Raw genomic sequence first — 22,236 nt, forward strand, 5'->3', positions numbered from 1 at the left:
ACGCACGAAAGGTCTTGCTCATGCCAAGCAGTGAATCAAATCTCGGCCCGCGTCGGCTGGCAAATTCTCGGACAGGCTCCTAGCCTGGGCCCAGCCTAGACCGGCTGGTGTTGGCTTGCATCCTGGGGATCGGCCTGTCTAACGTTGCGTCATGCACCCGAAATCCCCGACCGCCGAGGAGGTTCTCCGGCAGGCCTGGGCCGGCATCGCCGCCGCTACCGACGCTGCCGGCCGGTTGTTCGGCAACGCCTGCCGGCTGCTGCGGGTAGCCGATCCCGCGGCGGCCGCGCTGCTGCCGCAGCTCGAAGCGTTCCCGTCCTACGTCCCCGGCTGGCTGGTGCTGGCAGCGCTGCTCCGGGATCGCGCTCAGCCCGCGGCCGCCCTGGTCGCCTGCACCCGCGTGCTCGATGTCGAACCCGACCATCGCGATGCCTTGTACATCGCAGCCCACTGCCAGCGCGCCCTTGGTCGTGACGAGGCGGCGCTGGCCAGCCTGGAACGGGCGGTGGCAATCGACCGCATGTTCGCGGAGGGCTGGTACAGCCTCGCCCTGCTGCGACAGGACCGGCAGCAACCCGGGGCCGCCGCCGACGCCTATCGCCAGGTGCTGCAGGCCAGCCCGACCCACCACGAGGCGGCACTCAACCTTGGCGTCGCCCTGCAGGAACTGGGCGAACTGGAGCCCGCGCTCGATGCCTACGCCCTGGCCTATCGCCTGCGTGCCGAAAGCTTCGGCCGGATTGCGCAGTCGCTGGTGTCAGGCCGAGTCGGCGCGCTCTGGCTCGATCCCGCCCGATTGCGCCAACGCCTCGCCGACGCCTGACCGCGCCGCGCGATAATGCCGCCGATAATGCCCGGGCGCTTCCAGCAGGCTCCGCGCAGCCGCATCGTATTGCCTCGCCTCATTGCGGCCGAGCGTGTCGATGCAGAGCGTCAGCGGCTCCCGCTGCACCGGAATGCAGTGCGCGACCGGAGTGCCACGCCGCAGCACGCCCTCGAAGCCCGGATCGGTCCACACAGCCGGAAACAGGATGCCGACGTCGTGGTAGCGGTCGCAATCGACCATCCCGGTCAGCAGCCGGAACGGCAGGTCGTCGCGGTTGAGCGGGTGCGTCGCCAGCAGCGACCAGCCCGGCTCCAGCTCGATGGTCCAGAAACTGTTGAACTTGACCGCCACCTGCCCCGGCCGGTGCAGCGGCGTGCCTTCGAGCTGCGCCGGCGTATGGAAACTGATCGGCGAGCGTGGGTGCAGGGCGGCGGCGAGCGGCGGGATGTCCCAGTCCCAGGACAGCCGCCCCGCCTCGACATGCACATCGCACGGCAACGGGACGATGAAACCGTGCATCATCGCATCGACGAACGGCGGACACTGCTTGACGGTGCGGACCGCCTCGCCGCCGTGCAGTTCGGAGGCCGCGCGCGGTGCCATCGCGCGCAGCCAATCCGGCAGCGCGTCGCGCGCCGGAACCGGAGGTGGCAGCATGTCGCGCAACGCCGGATCGCAGCGAAACACGACACGCATCTGCCAGGTCCTGGTTTGGCCGGTTCAGCTCTTGCCGGGCGCCCAGCTCTTGATCAGCTCGTCATAGTCGACGGTCTCGCCGGGCGGCTTCTCGTTGGCGAGCTTGCGCTGCGGTGCGAGATTGCCGTCCTGCTGGGATTTCTTGTACCAGTAGTCCGGCGTCCGTATCGGGTTCATCAGCGGACCGAGATCGCCCTGCACACCGGACCGCTGGATGCGGGTCATGATCGCGTCCTGGTCACGCGCCAGCCCGTCCATCGCCTGCTGCGGCGTCACCGAACCGGCGATCGCGTTCGACACGTTCTGCCACCAGACCTGCGCCATCTTGCCGTAGTCGGGCACGTTGACGCCGGTGGGGGTCCAGTTCTTGCGGGCCGGGCTGCGATAGAACTCGACCAGGCCGCCGAGCCGGGGTGCAAGGTCGGTCAGCGCCTGGCTCATCACGTCGCTCTCGCGGATCAGATGCTGCGTGAACACCGCCTTTTTCAGGGTGACGGTCTTGGAGGTGCAGAACTGCGCGTACAGCCAGCCCGCCTTGACCCGCTCGGGCTTGGCGTATTTCAGCATCGTCCAGCAGCCGCAATCCTGGTAGCCGAGCTTCTGGCCTTCCTTCCAGTATGCGCCGTGCGGACTGGGCGCCATGCGCCATTTCGGCGTGCCGTCCGGGTTCATCACCATCGAACCCGGCTTGGTCATGGATTCCGAGAAGGTGGTGTACCAGAAGATCTGCTGGGCGATATGGCCCTGCCCCGGCACCGGCCCCGCCTCGAGGAAGTCCATCCCGGCGGCTTCCGGCGGCGCATACTTCTTGAGCCAGTCGACGAACTTGGTGAGAGCATAGACCGCGGCCGGTCCGTTCGCATCGCCGCCGCGGGTGATCGAGGACCCGCGCGGACGGCCATCCTCCATGCGGATGCCCCACTCGTCGACCGGACGCCCGTTCGGCAGCCCGCGATCGCCGGCGCCGGCCATGGACAACCAGGCATCGGTGAAACGCCAGCCGAGCGACGGATCCTTCTTGCCGTAGTCCATGTGGCCATAGACGCGCACGCCGTCGATGGTCTTGACGTCGTTGGTGAAGAAGGCCGCGATGTCCTCGTAGGCCGACCAGTTCTTCGGCACGCCCAGTTCGTAGCCGTATTTCTGCTTGAACTGCGCCTTGAGTTCAGGCCGCTTGAACCAGTCGTACCGGAACCAGTACAGGTTCGCGAACTGCTGGTCGGGCAACTGATAGAGCTTGCCGTCGGTGAACTCGCCGAACGAAAGGCCGATGAAATCCTTGAGGTCGAGCGTCGGGCTGGTGACGTCCTTGCCGTCACCCGCCATGAAATCGGTCAGCGAGCCATCGATGATGTCCTTGTATCGCGGGTGCGTGCCGATGAAGTCGGAATCGTTCATCCAGAAATCGTAGATCGGATGCCCGGACTGCATCTCGACCTCGATCTTGTCGACGAGCAGGCCCTCGTCCATCAGGTCGTGGTTGACGGTGATACCGGTGATCTCGCCGAACGCGCGGGTCAGCGTCTTGGACTCGTACTCGTGGATATTGAGGATCTCGGAAACGCAGTTCACCTTCATGCCGGCGAACGGCTTCGCCGCGTTGATGAACCATTCCATCTCCGCCATCTGCTGGTCCTTGGACAGCGTGGAGGGCTGGAACTCGCTGTCCACCCACTTCTTCGCCGCATCGACCTTCTGCGCATGCGAGGTGCGGCTGTTGATCAGGACACCGGTACCGACTGCGGCAGCACCCGCACCCTTGATCACGTCACGTCGTTTGATGGTCATGTGGTTCTCTCCCTGTTGCCGGGCACCATCCGCGTCATGCGCGGTTGTTCGCCGAGACCTTGTTGTTAGCTAAGCAAAACGGAACATCGCTGTCACGTAGAGGATGGATACCGCCAGCGGCGCCCACATCGTTGTGCCGCCGGTGAAGCGTATCCACAGGATGTAGATGAAGGCGGTGCCGATCAGCGAGACGAACAGACGGTCGCCCCGTGTGGTCGGAAACCGCAGGATCCCCCGCCGCGGCGTCTCCGGGCGAAAGATCGCAAGCAGCGTCATGCCGGCCAGCAGCAGCGCGATGACGAGGAAGAACACCGCCGTGTGCCAGTTCCAGGCCATCCACCCCATGCGCCGTGCTCCCTAGACGCGACCAAGGGCGAAGCCCTTGGCGATGTTGTTGCGCACGAACCAGATGACGATCGCGCCGGGGATCATGGTCAGCACCCCGGCCGCCGCCAGCAGCCCCCAGTCCATGCCCGCCGCCGAATACACCCGCGTCATCACCGAGACGATCGGCTTTGCATTCACCGTGGTCAGCGTGGTGGCCAGCAGTTGCTCCACCCACGAGAACATGAAGCAGAAGAAGGCGGCGACGCCGATGCCGTTGGCGATCAGCGGCAGGAAGATGCGCACGAAGAAGCGCGGGAACGAGTAGCCGTCCAGAGCGGCGGTCTCGTCGATCTCGCGCGGCACTCCGGAGATGAAGCCCTCCAGGATCCAGACCGCGAGCGGCACATTGAACAGGCAGTGCGCCAGCGCCACCGCCCACACCGTGTCGAACAGCCCGATCGAATAATAGAGGTTGAAGAACGGCATGGCATACACCGCGGGCGGCGCCATCAGGTTGGACAGCAGCCAGAAGAACAGGTGCTTGTCGCCGATGAACCGGTAGCGGCTGAAGGCATACGCAGCCGGCAGCGCGATTGTGACCGAGATCACGGTGTTGATCGCGACATACTCGAGCGAGTGGACGAAGCCGAGATACCAGGCCGGGTCGTGGAAGATGTGGCCGTAGTTGCCGAAGGTCAGGTGGTGCGGCCAGAACGACAGGCCGGACATGATCTCGCCGTTCTCCTTGAACGACATGTTCAGCAGCCAGTAGATCGGCAGGAACAGCGCCAGCAGATACAGCGAGATGCCGATGGAGCGACCGCTGAGGCGCATCACACGTCCTTCCGTCGGTCGAGCTGTGTCATCACGGTGAAGAACACCCAGCAGATCGACAGCGTGATCAGGTTGTACACCAGGGACATCGCCGCCGCATTGCCGAGATCGACCTGCCCGAGTGCGATCTTGACCAGGTCGAGCGACAGGAAGCTCGTCGCCTCGCCGGGTCCGCCGCCGGTCACCGTCGCCGGCTCCGTATAGATCATGAAGCTTTCCATGAAGCGCAGCAGCACCGCGATCACCAGCACCTTCTGCAACTTTGGCAGCTCGATGTTGCGGAACACCGACCAGCGCCCGGCACCGTCGATGCGCGCCGCCTGGTAGAAGGCATCCGGGATGGATTTCAGACCGGCATAGGCCAGCAGCGCCACCATGCCGGTCCAGTGCCAGACATCCATCACCACGATCGTGGCCCAGGCCGAGGTCGGATCCTGGGTGTCGTTGTAGTGGATCCCCATCCGGGTCAGCGCAGCGCCCAGCAGGCCGATATCGGCGCGTGCGAAGATCTGCCAGATGGTGCCGACCACGTTCCAAGGGATCAAGAGCGGCAGCGCGATCATCACCAGGGTGGCGCCGACCTTCCAGCCATGGCGTGGAATGCAGATTGCCACCGCGATGCCGAGCGGCACCTCGATGGCGAGCACGGCCATGGAGAACAGCAGGTTGCGCACCAGCGCATCGGCAAACCGGCTGCCGATGTCGGTGGTGGGATCGAGCAAATTCTGGAACCAGGCGATGCCGTTCCAGAAGAAGTTGTTCTGCCCCATCGTATCCTGGAACGAGTAGTTCACCACCGTCATCATCGGCAGCAGCGACGAGAACAGCACGAACACCAGGACCGGCAGCACGAAGAGCCAGGCGCGATTGCTGATCGGCTTGTCGTTCATGTCCGCAGCGCCTCGACATATTGGCCGCGGGCACGCTCGCCCTCGATACGAAGGTCATCCACGTACACGTGCAGATGGCTCGGCGGCACCTGCAGCAGCGCCATGTCGCCCGACAGCTCGACTTCTGGCGGCAGTGTCGCCACCACCTCCTCGGATCCCAGCGCCACCCGCGCCAGTCGCCTGCGGCCCAGGTCCTCGATGCGCCTGATGCCGACCGGGATACCGGTGCCGGCCGATCGGTCCAGCACGGTGGCGTAGTCCGGCCGGAAGCCGAGCTGCACGCTCGCGGAGTTCGGCGGCGTCGGATACGCGGCCCCGAGGTCGAACTGCACGTCCCCGACATGGGCAGTGCGGCCGGCAATCATCGCCGGCAGGAAGTTCATTCCGGGCGAGCCGATGAAGTAGCCGACGAAGCTGTGCGCCGGCCGCTCGAACAGGTCGGCAGGGGTGCCGATCTGCAGCACGCGGCCGTCGTTCATCACCACCACCTGGTCGGCAAACGTCATCGCCTCGACCTGGTCGTGGGTGACGTAGATCATCAGCATGTCGAGCGCCTGGTGCACCGCCTTGAGCTTGGAGCGCAGCTCCCACTTCAGTGCCGGATCGATCACCGTCAGCGGCTCGTCGAACAGCACAGCCGAGACGTCGGCGCGCACCAGTCCGCGCCCGAGCGAGATCTTCTGCTTGGCGTCGGCGGTCAATCCGCGCGCCCGGCGGTTCAGCACCGGCTTGAGATCGAGCAGCTCGGCGATCTCGTCGACGCGCCGCCCGATCGCCGGCTTGCCCACGCCGCGGTTGCGCAGCGGGAAGGCCAGGTTCTCGGCCACCGTCATGGTGTCGTAGATCACCGGGAACTGGAACACCTGGGCAATGTTGCGCCGCTCGGTCGGCAGCCGGGTGACATCGAGCGCATCGAACAGCAGCCGCCCGTCGGACGGGATCACCAGGCCGGAAATGATGTTGAGCAGCGTGGTCTTGCCGCAACCGGACGGTCCGAGCAGCGCGTAGGCATGACCATTCTGCCAGACATGGTTGATCGGCTTGAGCGCGTAGCGCCGCATGTCCTGCAGGTCGGCGCCACGCGGCCTGCCGTCATAGGCATGCGCGATGCCGTCGAGGGTGATGGTGGCCATGCGGCCGGCCCTCAGCCCGCCGTCGCGAAAGCAGGCGACTGGCGCGTCCCGGCGACCGCGACCACTGCTCCGGCGCGGTCGAAGACATGGATGCCACGCGGCTCGATGCGCACCGAGACAGCCGAGCCCGGGGTCCAGTCATGCACGCCCAGCACCAGGCAGACCCAAGTCGCGAACCCGACATCGACATGCACGAAGCTTTCCGAGCCACTGATCTCGGTCACCGCGACGGTGCCGTTCAGGCGGCCGGTGGCCATGTCACCCGCAACCGCGACAGCCTCGTCGATCTCCGCGCTCTCGACACGGAAGCCGAGGCGGTACTCGCCGTCCGGCAGGTCCGGCACCAGCCGCGCGGCCTCGACCTCGCGCCCATCCGGCAGAATTGCACGCGGGCCGCGCTTCTCGACCGCCAGCTCGTTCAGCGGCGGATCGGAGAACACTCTGGCGGAGTCGATGTTGGCAGGACGCCGGTATACCGACGGCGTATCGCCGATCTGGGTCATGCGGCCGTGCCACAGCGTCGCCGTGCGGCCTCCGAGCAGCAGCGCCTCGGAGGGCTCGGTAGTGGCATAGACCAGGATCGAGCCGGACTCCGCGAACAGCCGCGGCAACTCGATACGCAGCTCCTCGCGCAGCTTGTAGTCGAGGTTGGCGAGCGGCTCGTCGAGCAGCACCAGTTCGGCGCGCTTGACCAGGGCGCGCGCGATTGCGGTGCGCTGCTGCTGGCCACCGGAAAGCTGTGCCGGCAGGCGTGCGAGGAACGGCTCCAGCCGCAGCACGCGGGCCGCCTCGGCGACACGGGCCTCGATCTCCGCCTTCGTCACGCCCGCAACCCGCAGCGGCGAGGCGATGTTCTCGTAGACGGTCAGCGACGGATAGTTCACGAACTGCTGGTACACCATGGCCACCGAGCGGCGCCGCACCGCCACGCGCGCCACATCGTGGCCATTCACGCTGATCTGCCCGCTGGTCGGCTTGTCGAGACCGGCCATCAGCCGCATCAGGCTGGTCTTGCCCGACAGGGTCGGCCCAAGCAGGATGTTCATGGTGCCGAGGTCGAACTGCAGGCTGACACCTTCGATGATGATGTCGGCGCCCGATTTCAGTCCGACCTTGTCCAGGACCACGCTCATCGAGTGGCAGCCAGGATGGCCGGGTCGTTCTCTTCGCAAGGCCACACGGGCCAGCCAGGGCGAGCCGGACCGGTTGCAATGCCGCAGTCGATGGCCACGCGGTCGAAGGCCCGATTGCCAAGCTGTCGCTGCGCAAGCGCCTGGTCCAATAACGTTCCCCGAACACGCATCCGATGTGTTTATTCGAATCGAACCTTTCCATGAAAAAACAGAACGTGCAACCGATCAGAATGATGGTGACGTCGCTTATTCGGCAGCATCCCCGCGACACTAGGACCCGGCGGCGATCCCGAAGTTGAAGGCCAGCGAAATCCGCAACGCGCTGCCGCGATACGGCCGCACCTGGTGGAACAGCCACGACGGGAACAGGAATAACAGTCCGGGCTTCGGGCGGATGGTCTCGCCGCTGCCGACCGAGCGTCCATCCTCGCCGGCGAACTTGAACTGCGGCGCATACATGCCCGGCCCCGGGCCGCGCGGGTCCAGCATCTCGAACTCGCCGCCGAGCAACGGATCGGCCGCACAGCCGCCATCATCGACATAATACGTGCCCGACCAGCAGGCGCCGGGATGGTAGTGGCAAATGTTGCCGTCACCCGGTCCGTTCACGTTGGCCCACGCCTGCGTGACCCATTCGGGATGCGCCGGCTCGCCGTTGCGGTCGGCAGTCAGTTGCGTGGCAATGCCGCGCGCGACCTGCAGCACCTCCGCCACCCGCGCGCCGCCCCACTCCGTGATGGATCGGTCCGAGTGCCAGCCGCCGGCATTGGAGGCCTGGATCGAGGGGAACTGTTCGCGTCGGCGCAGGATGAGGCCGGCAAGTTCCGCATTGCGCGCGTCGGCATCCGGCAACTCGACCGCCGCGACCAGCGTCGGGAACAGGCCTTTCACCGCAATATCGAGGCGTGCCATGGCATCGAGTTAACCTCCAGTCGTTACCTGACTGTCAAGGTGCGCTCCTCGGGCCAGCCTTCAGGCACCGGTGGCGAACAGCGCCTCGCCGGTCCGCCGACGAAGCTGCACGATGCCGGTGTCGCGATGCCGGGTCGGATGCACCCGATTGGTCAGCAGGCTCCAGGCCAGGCCGGCCTCGCGGTCGATCCACAGGCCGGTCCCGGTGAAGCCGACATGGCCGATCGTCCCCGGGGAGCACAGGCCGCCGCCGGACCAGCCCTCGTGCCGGCACTCCCAGCCGAGCGTGCGGCGCGCGCCGGCCGGTTCGGCGATCGCGGCCATCATTGCGGGCGGCCAGCCGATGCCGGCCAGCACGCCGTGGGCGAAGTCGAGCACGCCGTCGATGGTGCCAAACAGCCCGGCATGACCGGCGGCGCCCCCGAGCGCGAACGCGTTCTCGTCATGCACTTCCCCGCGCAGCACCCGGCCGCGCCACATGCAGTGCTCGGTCGCGGCACACGTCGCCGGCTCGGGTGCGAAGCACAGACCGTCGGCAAGCGGCTGCGAGGCGAGCGGCGAGCCGGTCAGCCGCTCGATGACGATGCCCAGCAGGATGAAGTTGATGTCGGAATAGACCGGCTCCGCAACCGGTCGCCAGGCGCGCTGCAGCACGAAGGCGCGCAGCGTCTGCGGATCGCGGCCATAGGTGTAGATCGGCTCGACCGCGGGCAGGTGGGTCCGGTGCGCGAGGCACTCGCGGACCGTGAGCCTGCGCTCCGGAGCCTGGGCGACATCGTACTGGCGCAGGTCCGGGATCAGCTCGGCGAGCGGCGTGTCCAGCTCCAGCCGGCCGCCCTGCCACAGGCGCAGGATCGCCGTGGTGGTGAACACGACCTTGGTCAGCGAGGCGAGGTCGAACCAGGTGCCGGGACCGAGCGGCTCGCGGTCCGGAACCAGGGAAGCCCAGCCGGCATGACGCACCGCGCGCTGTCCGGTGCGATCGACCACGCCGAGCACCGCGCCCGGGATGTGCCCGGCGGCCACCGCGGCGGCGGCCGGCGCGAACGCGCCGCCGGTCCGTTGCCCGAGATCCATTGCGGCCTCCTGCCATGCACCCGGCAGCCTAGACCGGCGTTGACGCCCCGGGGTAACCGAGAGCTGCCATCCATGCCCATCGACGCCATCAAGCCTGCGGCGACCGAAGCAACCGACCCGCGCTATCGGGACCTCGATGCCTGGGAGGCGCCGGCGATCCTGGACGCGCTGCTCGACAGCCAGGCCGGTGCGGTGGCCGCGGTGCGTGCCGCCCTGCCGGCGCTCGGGCGGGTCGTCGAGGCCGCGCTGCCGCGCCTTGTCGCCGGCGGCCGCCTTGCCTATGCCGGCGCCGGCACCTCGGGTCGTCTCGCCTTCCAGGACGGCGCCGAACTGACGCCGACCTTCGACTGGCCGCGCGACCGCCTCGCCTTCCTGGTCGCCGGCGGCGAACAGGCGCTGGTGCGCGCGGTCGAAGGCGCCGAGGACCGCACCGAGACGGCAGCGGCGGACGTGGCGGCGCTGGCACTCGGTCCAAACGACGTGCTGCTGGCGCTCGCGGCCAGCGGCACGACCCCGTACACGCGCGAGGCGGTGCGGTCGGCGCGGCGGGCGGGCTGCCTCACGGTCGGCATCGCCAACAGCCCCGGCGCGCCGCTGCTGGCCGAGGCCGAGATCGCCGTTCTGGTCGAGACCGGCGCCGAGGTGGTCGCCGGATCGACGCGGCTGAAGGCCGGGACCGCGCAGAAGATCGTGCTGAACCTGATCTCGACCACGCTGATGGTCCGGCTCGGCCGCGTCTGGCGCGGCGAGATGGTGGACATGCAGGCGACCAACGCCAAGCTGCGGCTGCGCGCCGAACGCATGCTGCGCAGCCTGACCGGGGCGGGCGACGACGCGATCCGCGCAGCACTCGCGGCGGCGGACGGCCGCGTCAAGCTCGCGGTGCTGCTGCTGCACGGCATGACCAGGCCCAACGCCGAGGCGGCGCTCGCCGGGCACGGCAACCACCTGCGCCGGGTGCTGCAGGCATGACGCGGACGTCCGCGCGGCCAGGACCTGGGCTGCCAGGACCTGGGCTGATCGTGCACTCGGAGGCGCCGTTCAACGCCGAGCCGCCGCTGGACCGGCTGCGCGCGTCCTTCGTGACAGCGGCGCAGGATTTCTACGTGCGCAGCCACGGCGACATCCCGAAGCTGGATGCGGCGACGCATCGTCTGCGGGTCTGTGGCCGGGTGGACCGGCCGCTCGATCTCTCGATGGCCGACCTGCAGGCGCTGGCGCCGCAGCGGACGCTCGGCGCGGTCCTGCAATGTGCCGGCAACCGCCGTGCCGACCTGCAGCCGGTCAAGCCAACCTCCGGCGATCCCTGGGCGGCGGGCGCCATCGGCTACGCGCACTGGACCGGGGTTGCGTTGCACGAGGTGCTGCGCGCGGCGGGTGCCGCGGCGTCGGCACATGTCGCCTTCGACGGCGCCGACCAGGTCGAGATGGCGGGACGCCGCTTCCGGTACGGGGTCTCGATCGGCATGCCGCGCGCCCTGCAGGACGACGTGCTGCTGGCCTGGGCGATGAACGGCGAGACGCTGCGCCCCGAGCACGGCCATCCGTTGCGGGTCGTCGTGCCCTTCTATGCCGGCGTGCGCAGCCCGAAATGGCTGACCACCATCACGGTGCAGGACCACCCCTCGGACAACCACATGCAGCAGCAGGACTACAAGCTGCTGCCGGCTTCGGTCACCGAGGCGACGGTGGACTGGCAGGCCGGCCTCACCATCAACGAGATGCCGCTCAACGCGGCGATCTGCACGCCGCAGGCGCAGGCGCGGCTGGCACCGGGTGCCACCACCATCCGCGGCTACGCGATCGCCGGCAGGCGCGCGGTGGCGCGTGTCGATGTCTCGGCCGATGGCGGCGGGAGCTGGGTGCAGGCCGCGCTGCGGCACGATCCCGAAACGCCGGGAGCCTGGACCTTCTGGGCAACGACATTGGACCTCCCGCAAGGCGAGCACGAGCTGGTGGCGCGCGCCTGGGACGAAGCCGGCCAGACGCAGCCCGCCTGCGCCGGCGACGTCTGGAACTTCAAGGGCTATCTCTGCGCCGCCTGGCATCGGGTTCCGGTCAGCGTGCGGTAGGGCTCACCCTGGGGGCGGCGGGGCCTCCAGCAGCGTTGCCACCTTCGCGACCACGGCGGCTTCGTCATACAGGGCGATCGCCCGGGTGCGGCCGGCCTCGCCCAATTGCCGTCGTAGGGTCCGGTCGTTGGCGAGCCGGCCGAGCGCTGCGGCCAGCGGGGGCACCCTCGCGGCCGGCACCAGCAGGCCGGTCTCGCCCGCGACCACCTGCTCGCGCGGGCCGCTGATATCGGTCGCCACCACCGGGAGTGCGGTCAGCATCGCCTCGATCACCGACATCGGCAGCCCCTCGAAATGGCTGGGCAGCACGAAGATGTCGGCGCTCGCGAGCAGGGCCGCGATGTCGGTGCGGTAGCCGAGCCGGCGCAGGCGCGCGCCCAGCGCCTCGGGCCGCGCCGCGTCGGCGAAGGCCGGTTCCAGGCTCTCGCCGTGATCCGAGGCGAGCCGCTCGCCGACCACCCAGAGCTCCGCATCCGGCACCGCACGCATCGCCGCCAGCAGCTCCGGATAGCCCTTGTGGCGGACCATGCGGGACACCGCGATCACCACCACCCGGTCGTCCGGCACGCCCAGGCCCTGCCGGATGGCGGCGCGCGCCACGGCATCGGGCCGGAAGATCGCCGGATCGCGGCCGTTGCCGACCGCGACCGGATGACGGTGGATATGCAGCCGCCGCGCAGCCCGCGCCTCCTCCTCCGAGACCGTGAAGTAGCGATGCGTGACGCGCCCGGCGAGCCATTCGAGCCCGAGTGCGACGCCACGCCGCAGCCGCGGGCCGGGCTGGTTGAACAGGAACCCGTGGCAGGTATAGGCGATCACCGGCACGCCGCAGAGCCGGGCCGCGAGCCGCGCCAGCAGCCCGCTGATCGGCATGTGCGCGTGCACGAGGTCGGGACGCTCCAGCCGGATCAACCGGACCAGGGCGAGCAGGGCCCGGATTTGCGCGCCCGGGTGCAGGCTGCGCGCCATCGGCAGCGCCACGACCCGGAAGCCCTCATGCCGCACGTCGGCAAGTAGCGGACCGTCGGCGCTGACGCCCACCACCTCGTGGCCACGCCGGCGCAGCTCGCGCATCAGCGGCAACAGGAACTGTCGCAGCGAGAAATCGACATTGGTGACTTCGAGGATCTTCAAGACGGAAGAGCAGCGCCCTGCGCAGCAGCCGCTGCGCAGGCCAGGGGCTTTGCCCCTGGGCCCCATCAAAGGCCAGCCTTTGAAATCCTTTGTTTTAGAAGAGCGGGTCTGGGGCCTCAGGCCCCAGCGGGTCAAGGGCGGAGCCCTTGCACCTGGTTTTTCAGCACCCTGCTAGGTCACGCTGGTGAGCGCCCATCGCACCGCCTGGGTGCCGGGTGCCGAAGCGGCCTCGCCGGCCTCCACGCCTGGCGCGTCGCCCGCGGCCGCTGCGGTCGGCTCGGCCCCTGGTGGCCCGGCGACGCTGACCACGACCTGGCGGCCGAGCCGGGGCGCGCCGCGGCCGAGATAGATGCTCTCCTCGACGGTCACGCGGCCACCCTCGAGACGCATGCGCCACTTGCCGCCGGACGGCAGCGTCAGCAGCACGCCGCCGGCCTCGGCATCCACGCTCACCTCGACATCCGGATGCAGGTGGAAGCGGAGCGAAAAGGCGCAGGGGGCGTCGGCCTCGACGAAATCCTCGCCACGGATGTCGTTGCCGTCCTCGGCAAGATACAGCCGGCGCCGATGCACCGCGCCGAAGCCGGGCTTGTAGCCGTCATGGCTGAGCTCAAGCCAGTGCGCCTCGCCGGACTGCTTGTGGTCGATCTCGACATGCGCCGGCCGACGCGAGACCCCGTCGCTGCCGTCGATGACGACGAGATCGGACGAAGAGCGGTCGCCGATCGCCAGCGTCGAATGCGCCGCCGTGCTCCGCACCGCCTCCTGCCAGCCGGCGGCGATCGAGGCGCCGCAATTCACGATCAGCCGCTCGCGGCCGACGGACAGCTCGAAGGCGAGCGTGCCGGCATGCGCGAGCTGGTCGTAGCCCGGCGGCGGCGGCGGTCCGGCATCGATGAACAGCAGGCTGCGACCGACCTGCAGCCGGATGAAGCCGCCCTCCGGCAGGGCCTGCTGCACCGCCCGGCCGCGCGCCGCCTGCATCAGCACCTGGTCGATATGCGCCGGGTCCTCCTCCTGGCTGCCGTTGAACAGCGCCAGGCCGCCATCGGCATGGCGCAGGGCACGCAGCGCCGGCGCCATGCGGTCCAGCGCCGCGGCCAGCGACAGCGGCGGTGCGATCTGGCCGGTCTGCATCAGGGCGCGCATCTCGGCAAGTTCGCGCAGCATGGCCAGATGCGCCATTGGGCTGCGCTCGACCTGGCAGCCATCGAGCAGCATCTGGCGCCCCAGCTCGGGGGTGATGAAGCGCATGTAGCGGGCCAGCAGCGCGCTCTGCTCGGGCAGCGCCACGGCGCAGGCGAGCAGGCCCTTGAACGCGGTCAGGGTGCGGTGGTCGTGGCTGCCGGACGGCAGCAGCGCCATCAGCGAACGCCCGTCGATCACCACGCGCGCCATCAGGCGCTGGCGGAAGCCGTCATCCGCGGAGGCGGCGAAGAAATCGTAGTGCATCAGCCAGGCGGCGACCCGGGCGCCGATGACGTCCGGACTGCGCGCGGTGGCATCATTGGGCGGCCGCTGCAGCCACTCGCCGACCAGGGTGCGGGCGCGCAGCCGGGCGCTGTCGGTGTTGAGGGCCCGCAAGTCGCGCAGCCAGGTGAAGCCCTGCGCGTGGGCGCGCATCGCCGGTGACGCCGCGCCCTCGCCGGTGGCGCCCGCGCTGGCGCCGAGTGCTGCCACGCTGACCACCGAGATCGGGCACACGGCACCGCGATGGTGCAGCTCTCCCTTCATCAGCCTGGCGCCGACCGCCGGATCGCCCTGCCACAGGTCGCGGATCGCCTGCTGCGGCGCCTCCGGCACCCGGCCGATGCCGAGCGATCCGGTCAGCCCGGGCAGCCGTGCGAACGACAACCTGGCATCCTGGCTCCAGCGGCGGACATTCATCCGGCAGATCTCCCGCCATCCGGGTCGGCGCCCCGGAGGCCTGCAATGGCCGCGCCATAGTCGGGCGCGCCGAACACCGCGGTGCCGCCGACCATGACCGTGGCTCCGGCCTCGATGCAGCGCGGCGCGGTGTGCCGGTCGATGCCGCCATCCACCAGGATCGGCAGGTCGCGCCCGATCCGGGTCAGCAGGCTGCGGATGCGGGCGACCTTGGAGAGCTGGCTGCCCAGGAACTTCTGGCCGCCGAAGCCCGGGTTGACGGTCATCACCAGCACCAGGTCGGCAATGTCGAGAACCTCCGCGATCACCTCCACCGGGGTTGCCGGACACAGCGCGATCCCCGCCTTGGCGCCGAGCGCCTTGATCGTCTGCAGCGAGCGATGCGCGTGCGGACCGGCTTCGATATGGACATGGATGTGGTCCGCGCCGGCCGCGACGAAGGCTTCGAGGAACGGGTCGACCGGCTCGATCATCAGGTGCACGTCGAACGGCAGCTTCGAGCGAGGCCGCAACGCCTTGATCATCTGCGGCCCGAAGGAGAGGTTGGGGACGAAGTGGCCATCCATCACGTCGAGATGCAGCCAGTCGGCGCCGGCGGCCTCGACGGCGGCGGTCTCCTCGCCGGCGCGGGCGAAATCGGCGGCCAGCAGGCTCGGAGCGACGATGACGCCTGGTGTCGTGGTCATGCGGAGCTTCTAGCAGGAAGCACGTGACCGTACACAAGCCCGGACTCCACCTCAGTCGCGCACGAAACGCGCCGCGAAGAAGCCGTCCATGCCGCCCTGTCCGGGCCACAGCCCGGGATGGGTGCGCAGGCAACCCGTCTCCGTCAGCGCCTCGGGCAGCACGGCCAGCTCCGACGCGGTGAACGGCGCATGCCGCAGCCCGGCGCGGCGGGCTGCGGCGAGCTGTGCCTCGCCCTCCTCGCGCTGCATCGAGCACACCGCGTAGAGCAGCCGGCCGCCCGGCCGAAGCATGCGAGCGGCCGCCTCGATCAGGCGCGCCTGCCCCGCCGCCAGCCCGGCGAGATCCTCGGCTCGGCGTGTGTGCAGCACCTCGGGATGACGGCGCACGGTGCCGGTGGCGCTGCACGGCGCGTCCAGCAGCACGGCGTCGAGCAGCGCCCCGGGGCGCCAGGTGACGGCATCCGCCGCGACGAGATCCGCCTGCATGCCAAGGCGCTCGAGATTCTCGCCGACCCGCTGCAGCCGGGTGCGGTCGCGGTCCAGCGCGATCACCGAGGCCCCGGCATCGACCAGTTGCGCGGTCTTGCCCCCGGGTGCTGCGCACAGGTCGGCGATGCGTTCGCCGGGCCGCGGGTCCAGCAGCATGACCGGGAGTGCGGCAGCGGCGTCCTGCACCCAGAATCCACCCTCGGCATAGCCGGGCAGCTCGCCGACCCTGGCGCCTGCCGGCAGCCGCACCGACCCGGTGGGCAGCCGGACGCCGCCTTCGGGCACCGGGCTGCCGCGCCGCAGGCTGAGATCGAGCGGCGCCTCCCGGCGGATGCCGTCGGCGATCGCGCGCGCCTGGTCGCCGCCCCAGGAAGCGCACCAGGATGACCACAGCCAGCCCGGCACATCGAGCAGCGCCTGGTCCAGCTCCGGCAATGCCGTCCCGGCCGCTGCCGCCAGCCGGCGCAGGACGGCGTTGACCAGGCCCGCGAAGGGGGCCAGCCGGCGGCGGCGGGTCAGCTCGACACTGGTGCCGACCGCGGCGTGCGCCGGCGTCTGCAGGAACAGCAGTTGCGCGGCCCCGATGAGCAGGACCAGGCGCACCGGCGGCGGCGGCGGCTTGCCCAGCAGCGGCCGCAGCAGGGCATCGAGCGTGCCGAGCCGGCGCAGCACCATCGCCGCCAGCCGGTGCGCCGCCGCGCGGTCGCGGGCCGGGACCGACACCGGCACATGGTCGAGCACCTCGTCGAGGGTGCGCCGTCGCTCCAGCACCGAGACCAGGATGTCGTAGGCGATCTCGCGGGTCGGATCGGCCATCGCGGCATCGCGCGGCTGCCCCCGCTCCGCCGGCCCCCGTTGCGCCTGGCCCCGCTGGGCCGGCCCCGGGTCACCATCGCGGCGCCGTCGGCCGTCCGTTGAGGTTTTGTTCATAGACGGCGGTTACGCTGCATCGCAGGCAAATGGCATGCGGCAGCGCCGCCCGCCAGTGTTGCCGGCCATTCGAAAGGCAGTGGTCCCGCGCCATGTCGTCGCAGATCGCAAGGTCCGGTTCAGCGCCCCGAGCAGCCCCGCGCGCCATCGCCTGGGGCGCCGCGAGCCTGCGGGCCGGCGTGCACAGCGTCGCCCTGCCGCTGACCGGACCGGTGCTGATCGGCCTGCGCGCCCGGACGGCCACGGATGGCAGGCTCGAGATGCTGCTGAGCAATCCCGGCGGCGGACGCGGCATCTACGTCACCAGCTGGCCGGCGGTCAGGCTGCAGGCGATGCCTAGCCTGCACGATATCCGCCTCATCGAGATCCTGCAGTCGAACCCGGCCGCGCCGCTCTCGCCGGGCCGCATCCTGGCCGCGGCGCGTGGCGTGGCCATCGAGGGCTATGCGGGGCGCCCGGCGGCACAGGCGGCCCGCAAGGCCGAGGCTGCCGGGGGCAAGCAGCTGCTGCGGCTGCGCTCCCACCTGCTGCTGGAACTGGCGCGGGCCCTCGACATGCCGGCGTCGCATTCCGACCGGAACGATCCGTGGTCGGTCGGCATCGAGGAGCAGGCCACCTGGCTCAGGAGCGCGCCCGGCGCTGTCGCGGCGCAACTGGGCGCGGCACAGCTGGGCGCGCAGCCTATGGGCGCGGGGGACGGCTGGACCGGCGAGACCCTGTCGGCGGCGGTCGCGGCCCTGGCGCAGGAGGCGGTCGGGCTCGGCTTTGGGCCGGCCCGCGACCGGTTCCGGCTGCCGCGCATCCTGGCGCTGATGGCGCGGACGGCCGCATCCGGCCCGGGCCCGATGGCCGCGAGCCTGCTGGCCCGGCATGGCCTGGCGACCGAGGCGCTCGACCGGGCGCGGGCGCGGTTCGATGATCCGCTCGGCCTGCTTGCCGAGTGGCAGCGCGACCCGCCGGGTGCCGCGGAGACCCTGGGCCGGCCGGGCTGGCTGCTCGATGGCTGGGACCGGCTCTGTCTCGTCCAGGCGGATCCGGCCTTTGCACCCGGCACGCGCAAGGCCCTGGCGCAATTGCTGACCCACGACAGCGACGGCCGGGTGGTGCTGGAGCACACGTCGCTGGAACGCGGCAGCATCGAGTGCAGCCAGTTGCTCGCCATGCAACCCGGGACCGCTCTCACGCTGGACCGGCTGGAATGCCACGAGCGGCTGCGACTGGCCGAACTGCTGCTCGACTGCCCGGACAGCGACACACCCGGCGCCGGCGGGAGCGCGCCGTGAACCCTGGCGCGGGTCCGGATGCTTCGGCGGCCGCGGATGCACCGTCGGCCAGGCTCGCGGACCTGTCCGCCGACCTGCAGGATGCGAGTGACGCCGCCGTCCTGCGGATCACCCTGATGGTCGACGGGCTCGCCGCGCGCGGTGAGGCCGACCGGGTGCTGGATGCGGTGCGTCCGCGCCTTGCCGCCCTGCGGCCGAAGCGCCGGCGCACGCTGGCCCGCACCCTGTTCGAGCCGTTCGATCCGGTGATCGTCACTCCGGCCGCCTGGCGTGCCGGCGTGGGCAGCATCCCGCGCAGCTTCATCGCCCCGGTGACGGCCCTGGTGCGTTCGCGCCTGCCCAACATCGCCGCGGTCGAGGCCGTCCTGGCGGCGGGCGGCATGCCGGACCAGGGGCTCTGGGCCGACACCGCCGGCCTGCTCGACCCGCATGGCCTGCCGGCGCATTGGGACAGCACCGCCTTTCGCGCCGAGACCGGCATCCGGCCCGGCATGCTCGAACCCCTCTGTGCGGCGACCCGGCTGCTGTTCTCGCAGGTGGCGATCCTCAGGCTCGCAAGCCTCGGGCAGGAGCTCGACCGCGAGACCATGCGGCCGCTGCTGCTGGCAGCGGCGCGGTCCGGCGCGGTCGGCTGGAGTCTGGTGGTGGCGCTGCTGCTGGAGCAGAGCACCCGACCGGCGGAGATGGTGGACAGCCTGCTGCTGTTCGCGCGCGAGACCATCGTGGCGCGACCGCTCGAAGCCGCATTGCGGTCGGTGGTCCCGATCGTCGTGGGCCGGCTCGACAAGCCGGCGGCAGCGCCGCCGCTGGACGGCGACCAGGCGCTGGACGCGCAGGCCCGCCTGGCCGCACGGATCGCCAGCTTCAGCAGCCTGCGCGGCGAGCTGGCAGGCACGGCCCGGCAGCTGGCGCCGCGTCGCACGGAGATGGCGATCCGGTGCTGCGCCGAGCTCGCCAGCGGCTTCGAGCAGGTCCGCACCTGGGCGGCTGCCGCCCCCGCCGATCCGGTCGCGGAGCACGAGATGGCGGATCGCCTGGAAAGCCGGTTGCGGGCGCTCCGGCGCCTCGACGTGGCGTCACGTCCGCTCGGTGCGCCGGAGGACCATGAGCGCATGCTGGGCGAGGCGGTCGCCTTCTGTGCCGACGGCAGCCAGGAGACCTGGCTCACCCGCGTCGATCGGCTGCGCCTGTGCGAGATCCTGGTCGGCGCCCACGCCGCGGAGCGGCTCTTCTAGATGGCCAATCCGCGGAGCGGCTCTTTTAGATACCGGCAGCGCGACGGCTCGCCTGGGCAGGCGCGCGCCGCGCTTGACCGGATGCGAGGCCGGTTCCAGCGTGTGGGGGATGACAATGCAGGCGGCCCTGGACGCGATACGCGCACGGATCGACCGGGCGCTCGCGGCCAGCGGGCGGCGTCCCGATGCTGTCGCCCTGGTGGCCGTCTCCAAGACCCATCCGGCGGAGCGGGTGGCGGAACTGCTCGCCTGCGGGCAGCTGCGGTTCGGCGAGAACCGCGTGCAGGAGGCCCAGGCCAAGTTCCCGTCGCTGCGTGAGCGGTATCCCGGGCTGCGGCTGCACCTGATCGGCCCGTTGCAGACCAACAAGGCGCTCGACGCGGTTCGCGTGGCCGACGTCATCGAGACCCTGGACCGCCCGCGTCTGGCGGACGCGATCGCACGTGCCGCGGAGATGGCGGGCCGGCTGCCCGAGTTGCTGGTGCAGGTCAATATCGGCGACGAGCCGCAGAAGGCCGGCATCGCGCGCGCCGACGCGGCGGGGTTCATCCGGGATTGCCGGGCCCGGTTCGGCGGCAGCGTCACCGGGCTGATGTGCATCCCGCCCGCCGACGACGATCCGCGGCCGCATTTCCGGGCGCTGGCGGAGCTCGCGGCCGCCACCGGCATGCGGACGCTTTCGATGGGCATGTCGGGAGATTTCGAAGCGGCGATCGCCGAGGGAGCGACGCAGGTGCGGGTCGGGTCGGCGCTGTTCGGATCCCGGCCCGGCATCGGCCAGCCGCTTGCCTCCGTCGCCTGATGGGCAGTATGGGGGCACTCCCGGCCCCGGGCCGGGCCTCTCCGGAGCCCCTCGATGAGCCGTGACGCCGGAGCCCCGCCGGGCGGCATCCAGCCTGCCGCATCCCTCGGCGCCGCCGGCGGACGGCTCGCCTCCAGATCGGCCGTCGGCGACGCGCGCGGCGGCCATGCGGCACGCGGCAGCATCGGCGTCGCATCGCTCATGGGCGTGCTCGGCGTCGTCTATGGCGATATCGGCACCAGCCCGCTCTATGCGTTGAAATCCACCATCTCGATCATCAGCGAGCACTCGCCGACACAGTGGGAGGTGGTCGGCATCGAGAGCCTGATCTTCTGGTCGCTGATCCTGATCGTGACCATCAAATACGTGCTGCTGGTCATGCGCGCCGACAATGGCGGCGAAGGCGGCATCCTGGCGCTGATGGCGCTGGCGCAGCGCGTCGCTACCAACAACCGGATGCATGCGCTGATGGGCCTGGTCGGCATCATCGGCGCCTGCCTGTTCTTCGGCGACGGCACCATCACGCCCGCCATCTCGGTGCTGTCGGCGGTCGAAGGCCTCGAAGTCAGCATTCCTTCTGCCAGGGAGGTGGTGCTGCCGATCGCGGTCGGGGTGATCGTGGCGCTGTTCAGCCTGCAGTGGCGCGGCACCGGCAGCGTCGGGCGCATCTTCGGGCCGATCATGGTGCTGTGGTTCGGATCGATCGGCGTGCTCGGCGGCATCGAGGTGGTGCGCCACCCCTTCATCCTGACCGCGCTGCTGCCGCACCATGCGGCGATCTTCATCTGGTACCATGGCTGGATCGCCTTCGTGGCGCTGGGCGCGGTGGTGCTGTCGGTGACCGGCGCCGAAGCGCTCTACGCCGACATGGGACATTTCGGAGCGCCGCCGATCCGCCTCGCCTGGCTGGTGTTCGTGCTGCCGTCGCTGGCGTTGAACTATCTCGGCCAGGGGGCGCTGATCATCACCCACCCCGAGGCGATCGCGAACCCGTTCTTCCTGCTCGGGCCGCACTGGCTGCGCCTGCCGATGGTGCTGCTGGCAACCGCCGCCACGGTGATCGCCAGCCAGGCGATGATCACCGGCGCGTACTCGATCGCGCGCCAGACCGTGCAGCTCGGCTACCTGCCACGCATGCGCGTCAGCCACACCAACCCGAACGAGGAAGGCCAGATCTACGTCCCGCAGATCAACTGGGCGCTGATGGTCGGCGTGCTGCTGCTGGTGCTGGTGTTCCGCTCCTCCGATGCGCTGGCCTCCGCGTATGGCATCGCGGTGACCGGCACCTTCATGTGCACCTGTGTCCTGGCCATGGTGGTGTTCCGCCGCCAGTACGGCTGGTCGCGGTTCGCCGCCGTCACCGTGTTCGGTGGTTTCTTTTTGATGGATACCGTGTTCTTCGCCGCCAACGCGCTGAAGATCCCGCAGGGCGGCTGGGTGCCGGTGCTGCTGGGCATCGTGCTGACCGCGCTGATGACCAGCTGGAAGCGCGGCCGCGAGCTGCTGGCGCTGCGCTGGAAGCAGGACAGCATGCCGCTGGCCTCGTTCCTGGCCCGGCTGCCGCAATCGCGCACCGTGCGCGTGCACGGCATGGCGGTGTTCCTGACCGGCAATCCGGACGTCGTGCCGGCGTCGCTGCTGCACAACCTCAAGCACAACAAGGTACTGCACGACAAGGTGCTGTTCGTTACGATCCAGAACCTGGACCAGCCCGAGGCCGGCCGCCTGCATCGCATGAGCGTCGAGGAGCTCGCCCCGGGCATCCACCGGGTGACGCTGCGCTACGGCTTCATGGAGAGCCCGAACCTGCCGCGCGCGCTCGAGGAGCTGAATGGCCGGGGCGTGGCGTTCGACCCGATGCAGGCAAGCTACTTCGTCAACCGAGAGGTGCTGGTGCGCGCGACCATCCCGCGCATGCCGCTATGGCGGCTGTCGCTGTTCCTGGTGATGGCGCGCAACGCCGTCACCACCACCGAATTCTTCCGCATTCCGAGCGATCGGGTGGTGGAGTTAGGCGTCCGCGTCGCAATCTGAAAGGCTGCGTGGAGATGCCTGCTGCTGGCGATCCGACCCGCCTTTCCTGCGCTCCGGTGCTCACGGCC

20 protein-coding genes are annotated in these 22,236 nt (G+C 69.9%); 7 read left to right on the forward strand and 13 right to left on the reverse strand.

Features of this window, described 5'->3' with window-relative positions; genetic code table 11:
* Positions 1-151: 151 nt before the first annotated feature.
* Positions 152-823: a tetratricopeptide repeat protein gene (locus ACQY4O_RS14885; protein ID WP_428377135.1), complete on the forward strand. Its 672-nt coding sequence runs from the start codon at positions 152-154 to the stop codon at positions 821-823.
* On the opposite strand, the gene ACQY4O_RS14890 is transcribed toward ACQY4O_RS14885, so the two are convergent.
* From ACQY4O_RS14890 to ACQY4O_RS14930, 9 genes are all read right to left on the reverse strand, one after another.
* Complete coding sequence (locus tag ACQY4O_RS14890; RefSeq protein ID WP_428377136.1) at positions 758-1,522, reverse strand: hypothetical protein; 765 nt, start codon at positions 1,520-1,522, stop codon at positions 758-760. The genes ACQY4O_RS14885 and ACQY4O_RS14890 overlap by 66 nt on opposite strands.
* A 24-nt stretch (positions 1,523-1,546) precedes the next feature.
* Entirely contained in the window at positions 1,547-3,310 is a 1,764-nt protein-coding gene (locus ACQY4O_RS14895) for an ABC transporter substrate-binding protein (protein ID WP_428377137.1), read from the reverse strand.
* A gap of 69 nt (positions 3,311-3,379) precedes the next feature.
* Positions 3,380-3,655, reverse strand: coding sequence for a DUF2160 domain-containing protein (locus ACQY4O_RS14900; protein WP_428377138.1), 276 nt, complete (start codon positions 3,653-3,655; stop codon positions 3,380-3,382).
* A gap of 12 nt (positions 3,656-3,667) precedes the next feature.
* Positions 3,668-4,471 (reverse strand): carbohydrate ABC transporter permease, encoded by an 804-nt coding sequence (locus tag ACQY4O_RS14905; protein ID WP_428377139.1) that lies wholly within the window; start codon positions 4,469-4,471, stop codon positions 3,668-3,670.
* Positions 4,471-5,361, reverse strand: coding sequence for a carbohydrate ABC transporter permease (locus tag ACQY4O_RS14910; RefSeq protein WP_428377140.1), 891 nt, complete (start codon positions 5,359-5,361; stop codon positions 4,471-4,473). The genes ACQY4O_RS14905 and ACQY4O_RS14910 overlap by 1 nt, the downstream gene beginning before the upstream one ends.
* Positions 5,358-6,494, reverse strand: coding sequence for an ABC transporter ATP-binding protein (locus tag ACQY4O_RS14915; RefSeq protein ID WP_428377141.1), 1,137 nt, complete (start codon positions 6,492-6,494; stop codon positions 5,358-5,360). Before ACQY4O_RS14915 ends, ACQY4O_RS14910 begins: the two co-directional genes overlap by 4 nt.
* Before the next feature lie 11 nt (positions 6,495-6,505).
* Positions 6,506-7,627 (reverse strand): ABC transporter ATP-binding protein, encoded by a 1,122-nt coding sequence (locus tag ACQY4O_RS14920; RefSeq protein WP_428377142.1) that lies wholly within the window; start codon positions 7,625-7,627, stop codon positions 6,506-6,508.
* A gap of 270 nt (positions 7,628-7,897) precedes the next feature.
* The gene (locus tag ACQY4O_RS14925) at positions 7,898-8,539 is read right to left on the reverse strand and encodes a TIGR02466 family protein (RefSeq protein WP_428377143.1); all 642 of its coding nucleotides are present in this window, start codon (positions 8,537-8,539) and stop codon (positions 7,898-7,900) included.
* 60 nt (positions 8,540-8,599) lie between these two features.
* On the reverse strand, positions 8,600-9,616 hold the full coding sequence (locus tag ACQY4O_RS14930; RefSeq protein WP_428377144.1) for a serine hydrolase domain-containing protein: 1,017 nt from the start codon (positions 9,614-9,616) through the stop codon (positions 8,600-8,602).
* A 72-nt stretch (positions 9,617-9,688) separates the two neighbouring features.
* On the opposite strand from ACQY4O_RS14930, the gene ACQY4O_RS14935 reads away from it, so the two are divergent.
* Positions 9,689-10,588 (forward strand): N-acetylmuramic acid 6-phosphate etherase, encoded by a 900-nt coding sequence (locus tag ACQY4O_RS14935; RefSeq protein ID WP_428377145.1) that lies wholly within the window; start codon positions 9,689-9,691, stop codon positions 10,586-10,588.
* A gap of 50 nt (positions 10,589-10,638) precedes the next feature.
* Positions 10,639-11,688 carry a sulfite oxidase gene (locus ACQY4O_RS14940; protein ID WP_428377146.1) on the forward strand — a complete coding sequence of 350 codons (1,050 nt, stop codon included), beginning with the start codon at positions 10,639-10,641 and terminating at the stop codon, positions 11,686-11,688.
* Positions 11,689-11,691: 3 nt separating this feature from the next.
* Here the strand turns inward: ACQY4O_RS14940 and ACQY4O_RS14945 are convergent, their stop codons facing one another.
* The 4 genes from ACQY4O_RS14945 to ACQY4O_RS14960 all read right to left on the reverse strand — a co-directional run bounded on the left by ACQY4O_RS14945 (position 11,692) and on the right by ACQY4O_RS14960 (position 16,700).
* Positions 11,692-12,822, reverse strand: a complete 1,131-nt coding sequence (locus ACQY4O_RS14945; protein ID WP_428377147.1) for a glycosyltransferase family 4 protein — start codon at positions 12,820-12,822, stop codon at positions 11,692-11,694.
* Between the two features lie 171 nt (positions 12,823-12,993).
* Positions 12,994-14,709, reverse strand: coding sequence for a heparinase II/III family protein (locus ACQY4O_RS14950; protein WP_428377148.1), 1,716 nt, complete (start codon positions 14,707-14,709; stop codon positions 12,994-12,996).
* A complete protein-coding gene (gene rpe / locus ACQY4O_RS14955) occupies positions 14,706-15,395 on the reverse strand; it encodes a ribulose-phosphate 3-epimerase (protein ID WP_428377149.1) in 690 nt (229 codons plus the stop codon). Before rpe ends, ACQY4O_RS14950 begins: the two co-directional genes overlap by 4 nt.
* A gap of 51 nt (positions 15,396-15,446) precedes the next feature.
* Complete coding sequence (locus tag ACQY4O_RS14960; protein ID WP_428377150.1) at positions 15,447-16,700, reverse strand: transcription antitermination factor NusB; 1,254 nt, start codon at positions 16,698-16,700, stop codon at positions 15,447-15,449.
* A 206-nt stretch (positions 16,701-16,906) separates the two neighbouring features.
* Between ACQY4O_RS14960 and ACQY4O_RS14965 the strand changes: the two genes are divergently transcribed.
* The 4 genes from ACQY4O_RS14965 (at position 16,907) to ACQY4O_RS14980 (ending at position 22,168) form a co-directional block, all read left to right on the forward strand.
* Positions 16,907-18,097: a hypothetical protein gene (locus ACQY4O_RS14965; RefSeq protein ID WP_428377151.1), complete on the forward strand. Its 1,191-nt coding sequence runs from the start codon at positions 16,907-16,909 to the stop codon at positions 18,095-18,097.
* Positions 18,094-19,332, forward strand: coding sequence for a hypothetical protein (locus ACQY4O_RS14970; protein WP_428377152.1), 1,239 nt, complete (start codon positions 18,094-18,096; stop codon positions 19,330-19,332). Before ACQY4O_RS14965 ends, ACQY4O_RS14970 begins: the two co-directional genes overlap by 4 nt.
* 109 nt (positions 19,333-19,441) lie before the next feature.
* The gene (locus ACQY4O_RS14975) at positions 19,442-20,134 is read left to right on the forward strand and encodes a YggS family pyridoxal phosphate-dependent enzyme (protein WP_428377153.1); all 693 of its coding nucleotides are present in this window, start codon (positions 19,442-19,444) and stop codon (positions 20,132-20,134) included.
* 54 nt (positions 20,135-20,188) lie between these two features.
* A complete protein-coding gene (locus ACQY4O_RS14980; RefSeq protein ID WP_428377154.1) occupies positions 20,189-22,168 on the forward strand; it encodes a potassium transporter Kup in 1,980 nt (659 codons plus the stop codon).
* The last annotated feature ends 68 nt before the right edge of the window (positions 22,169-22,236 follow it).

This window comes from Lichenicoccus sp. (assembly GCF_965277665.1).
Classification (GTDB): Bacteria; Pseudomonadota; Alphaproteobacteria; order Acetobacterales; family Acetobacteraceae; genus Lichenicoccus.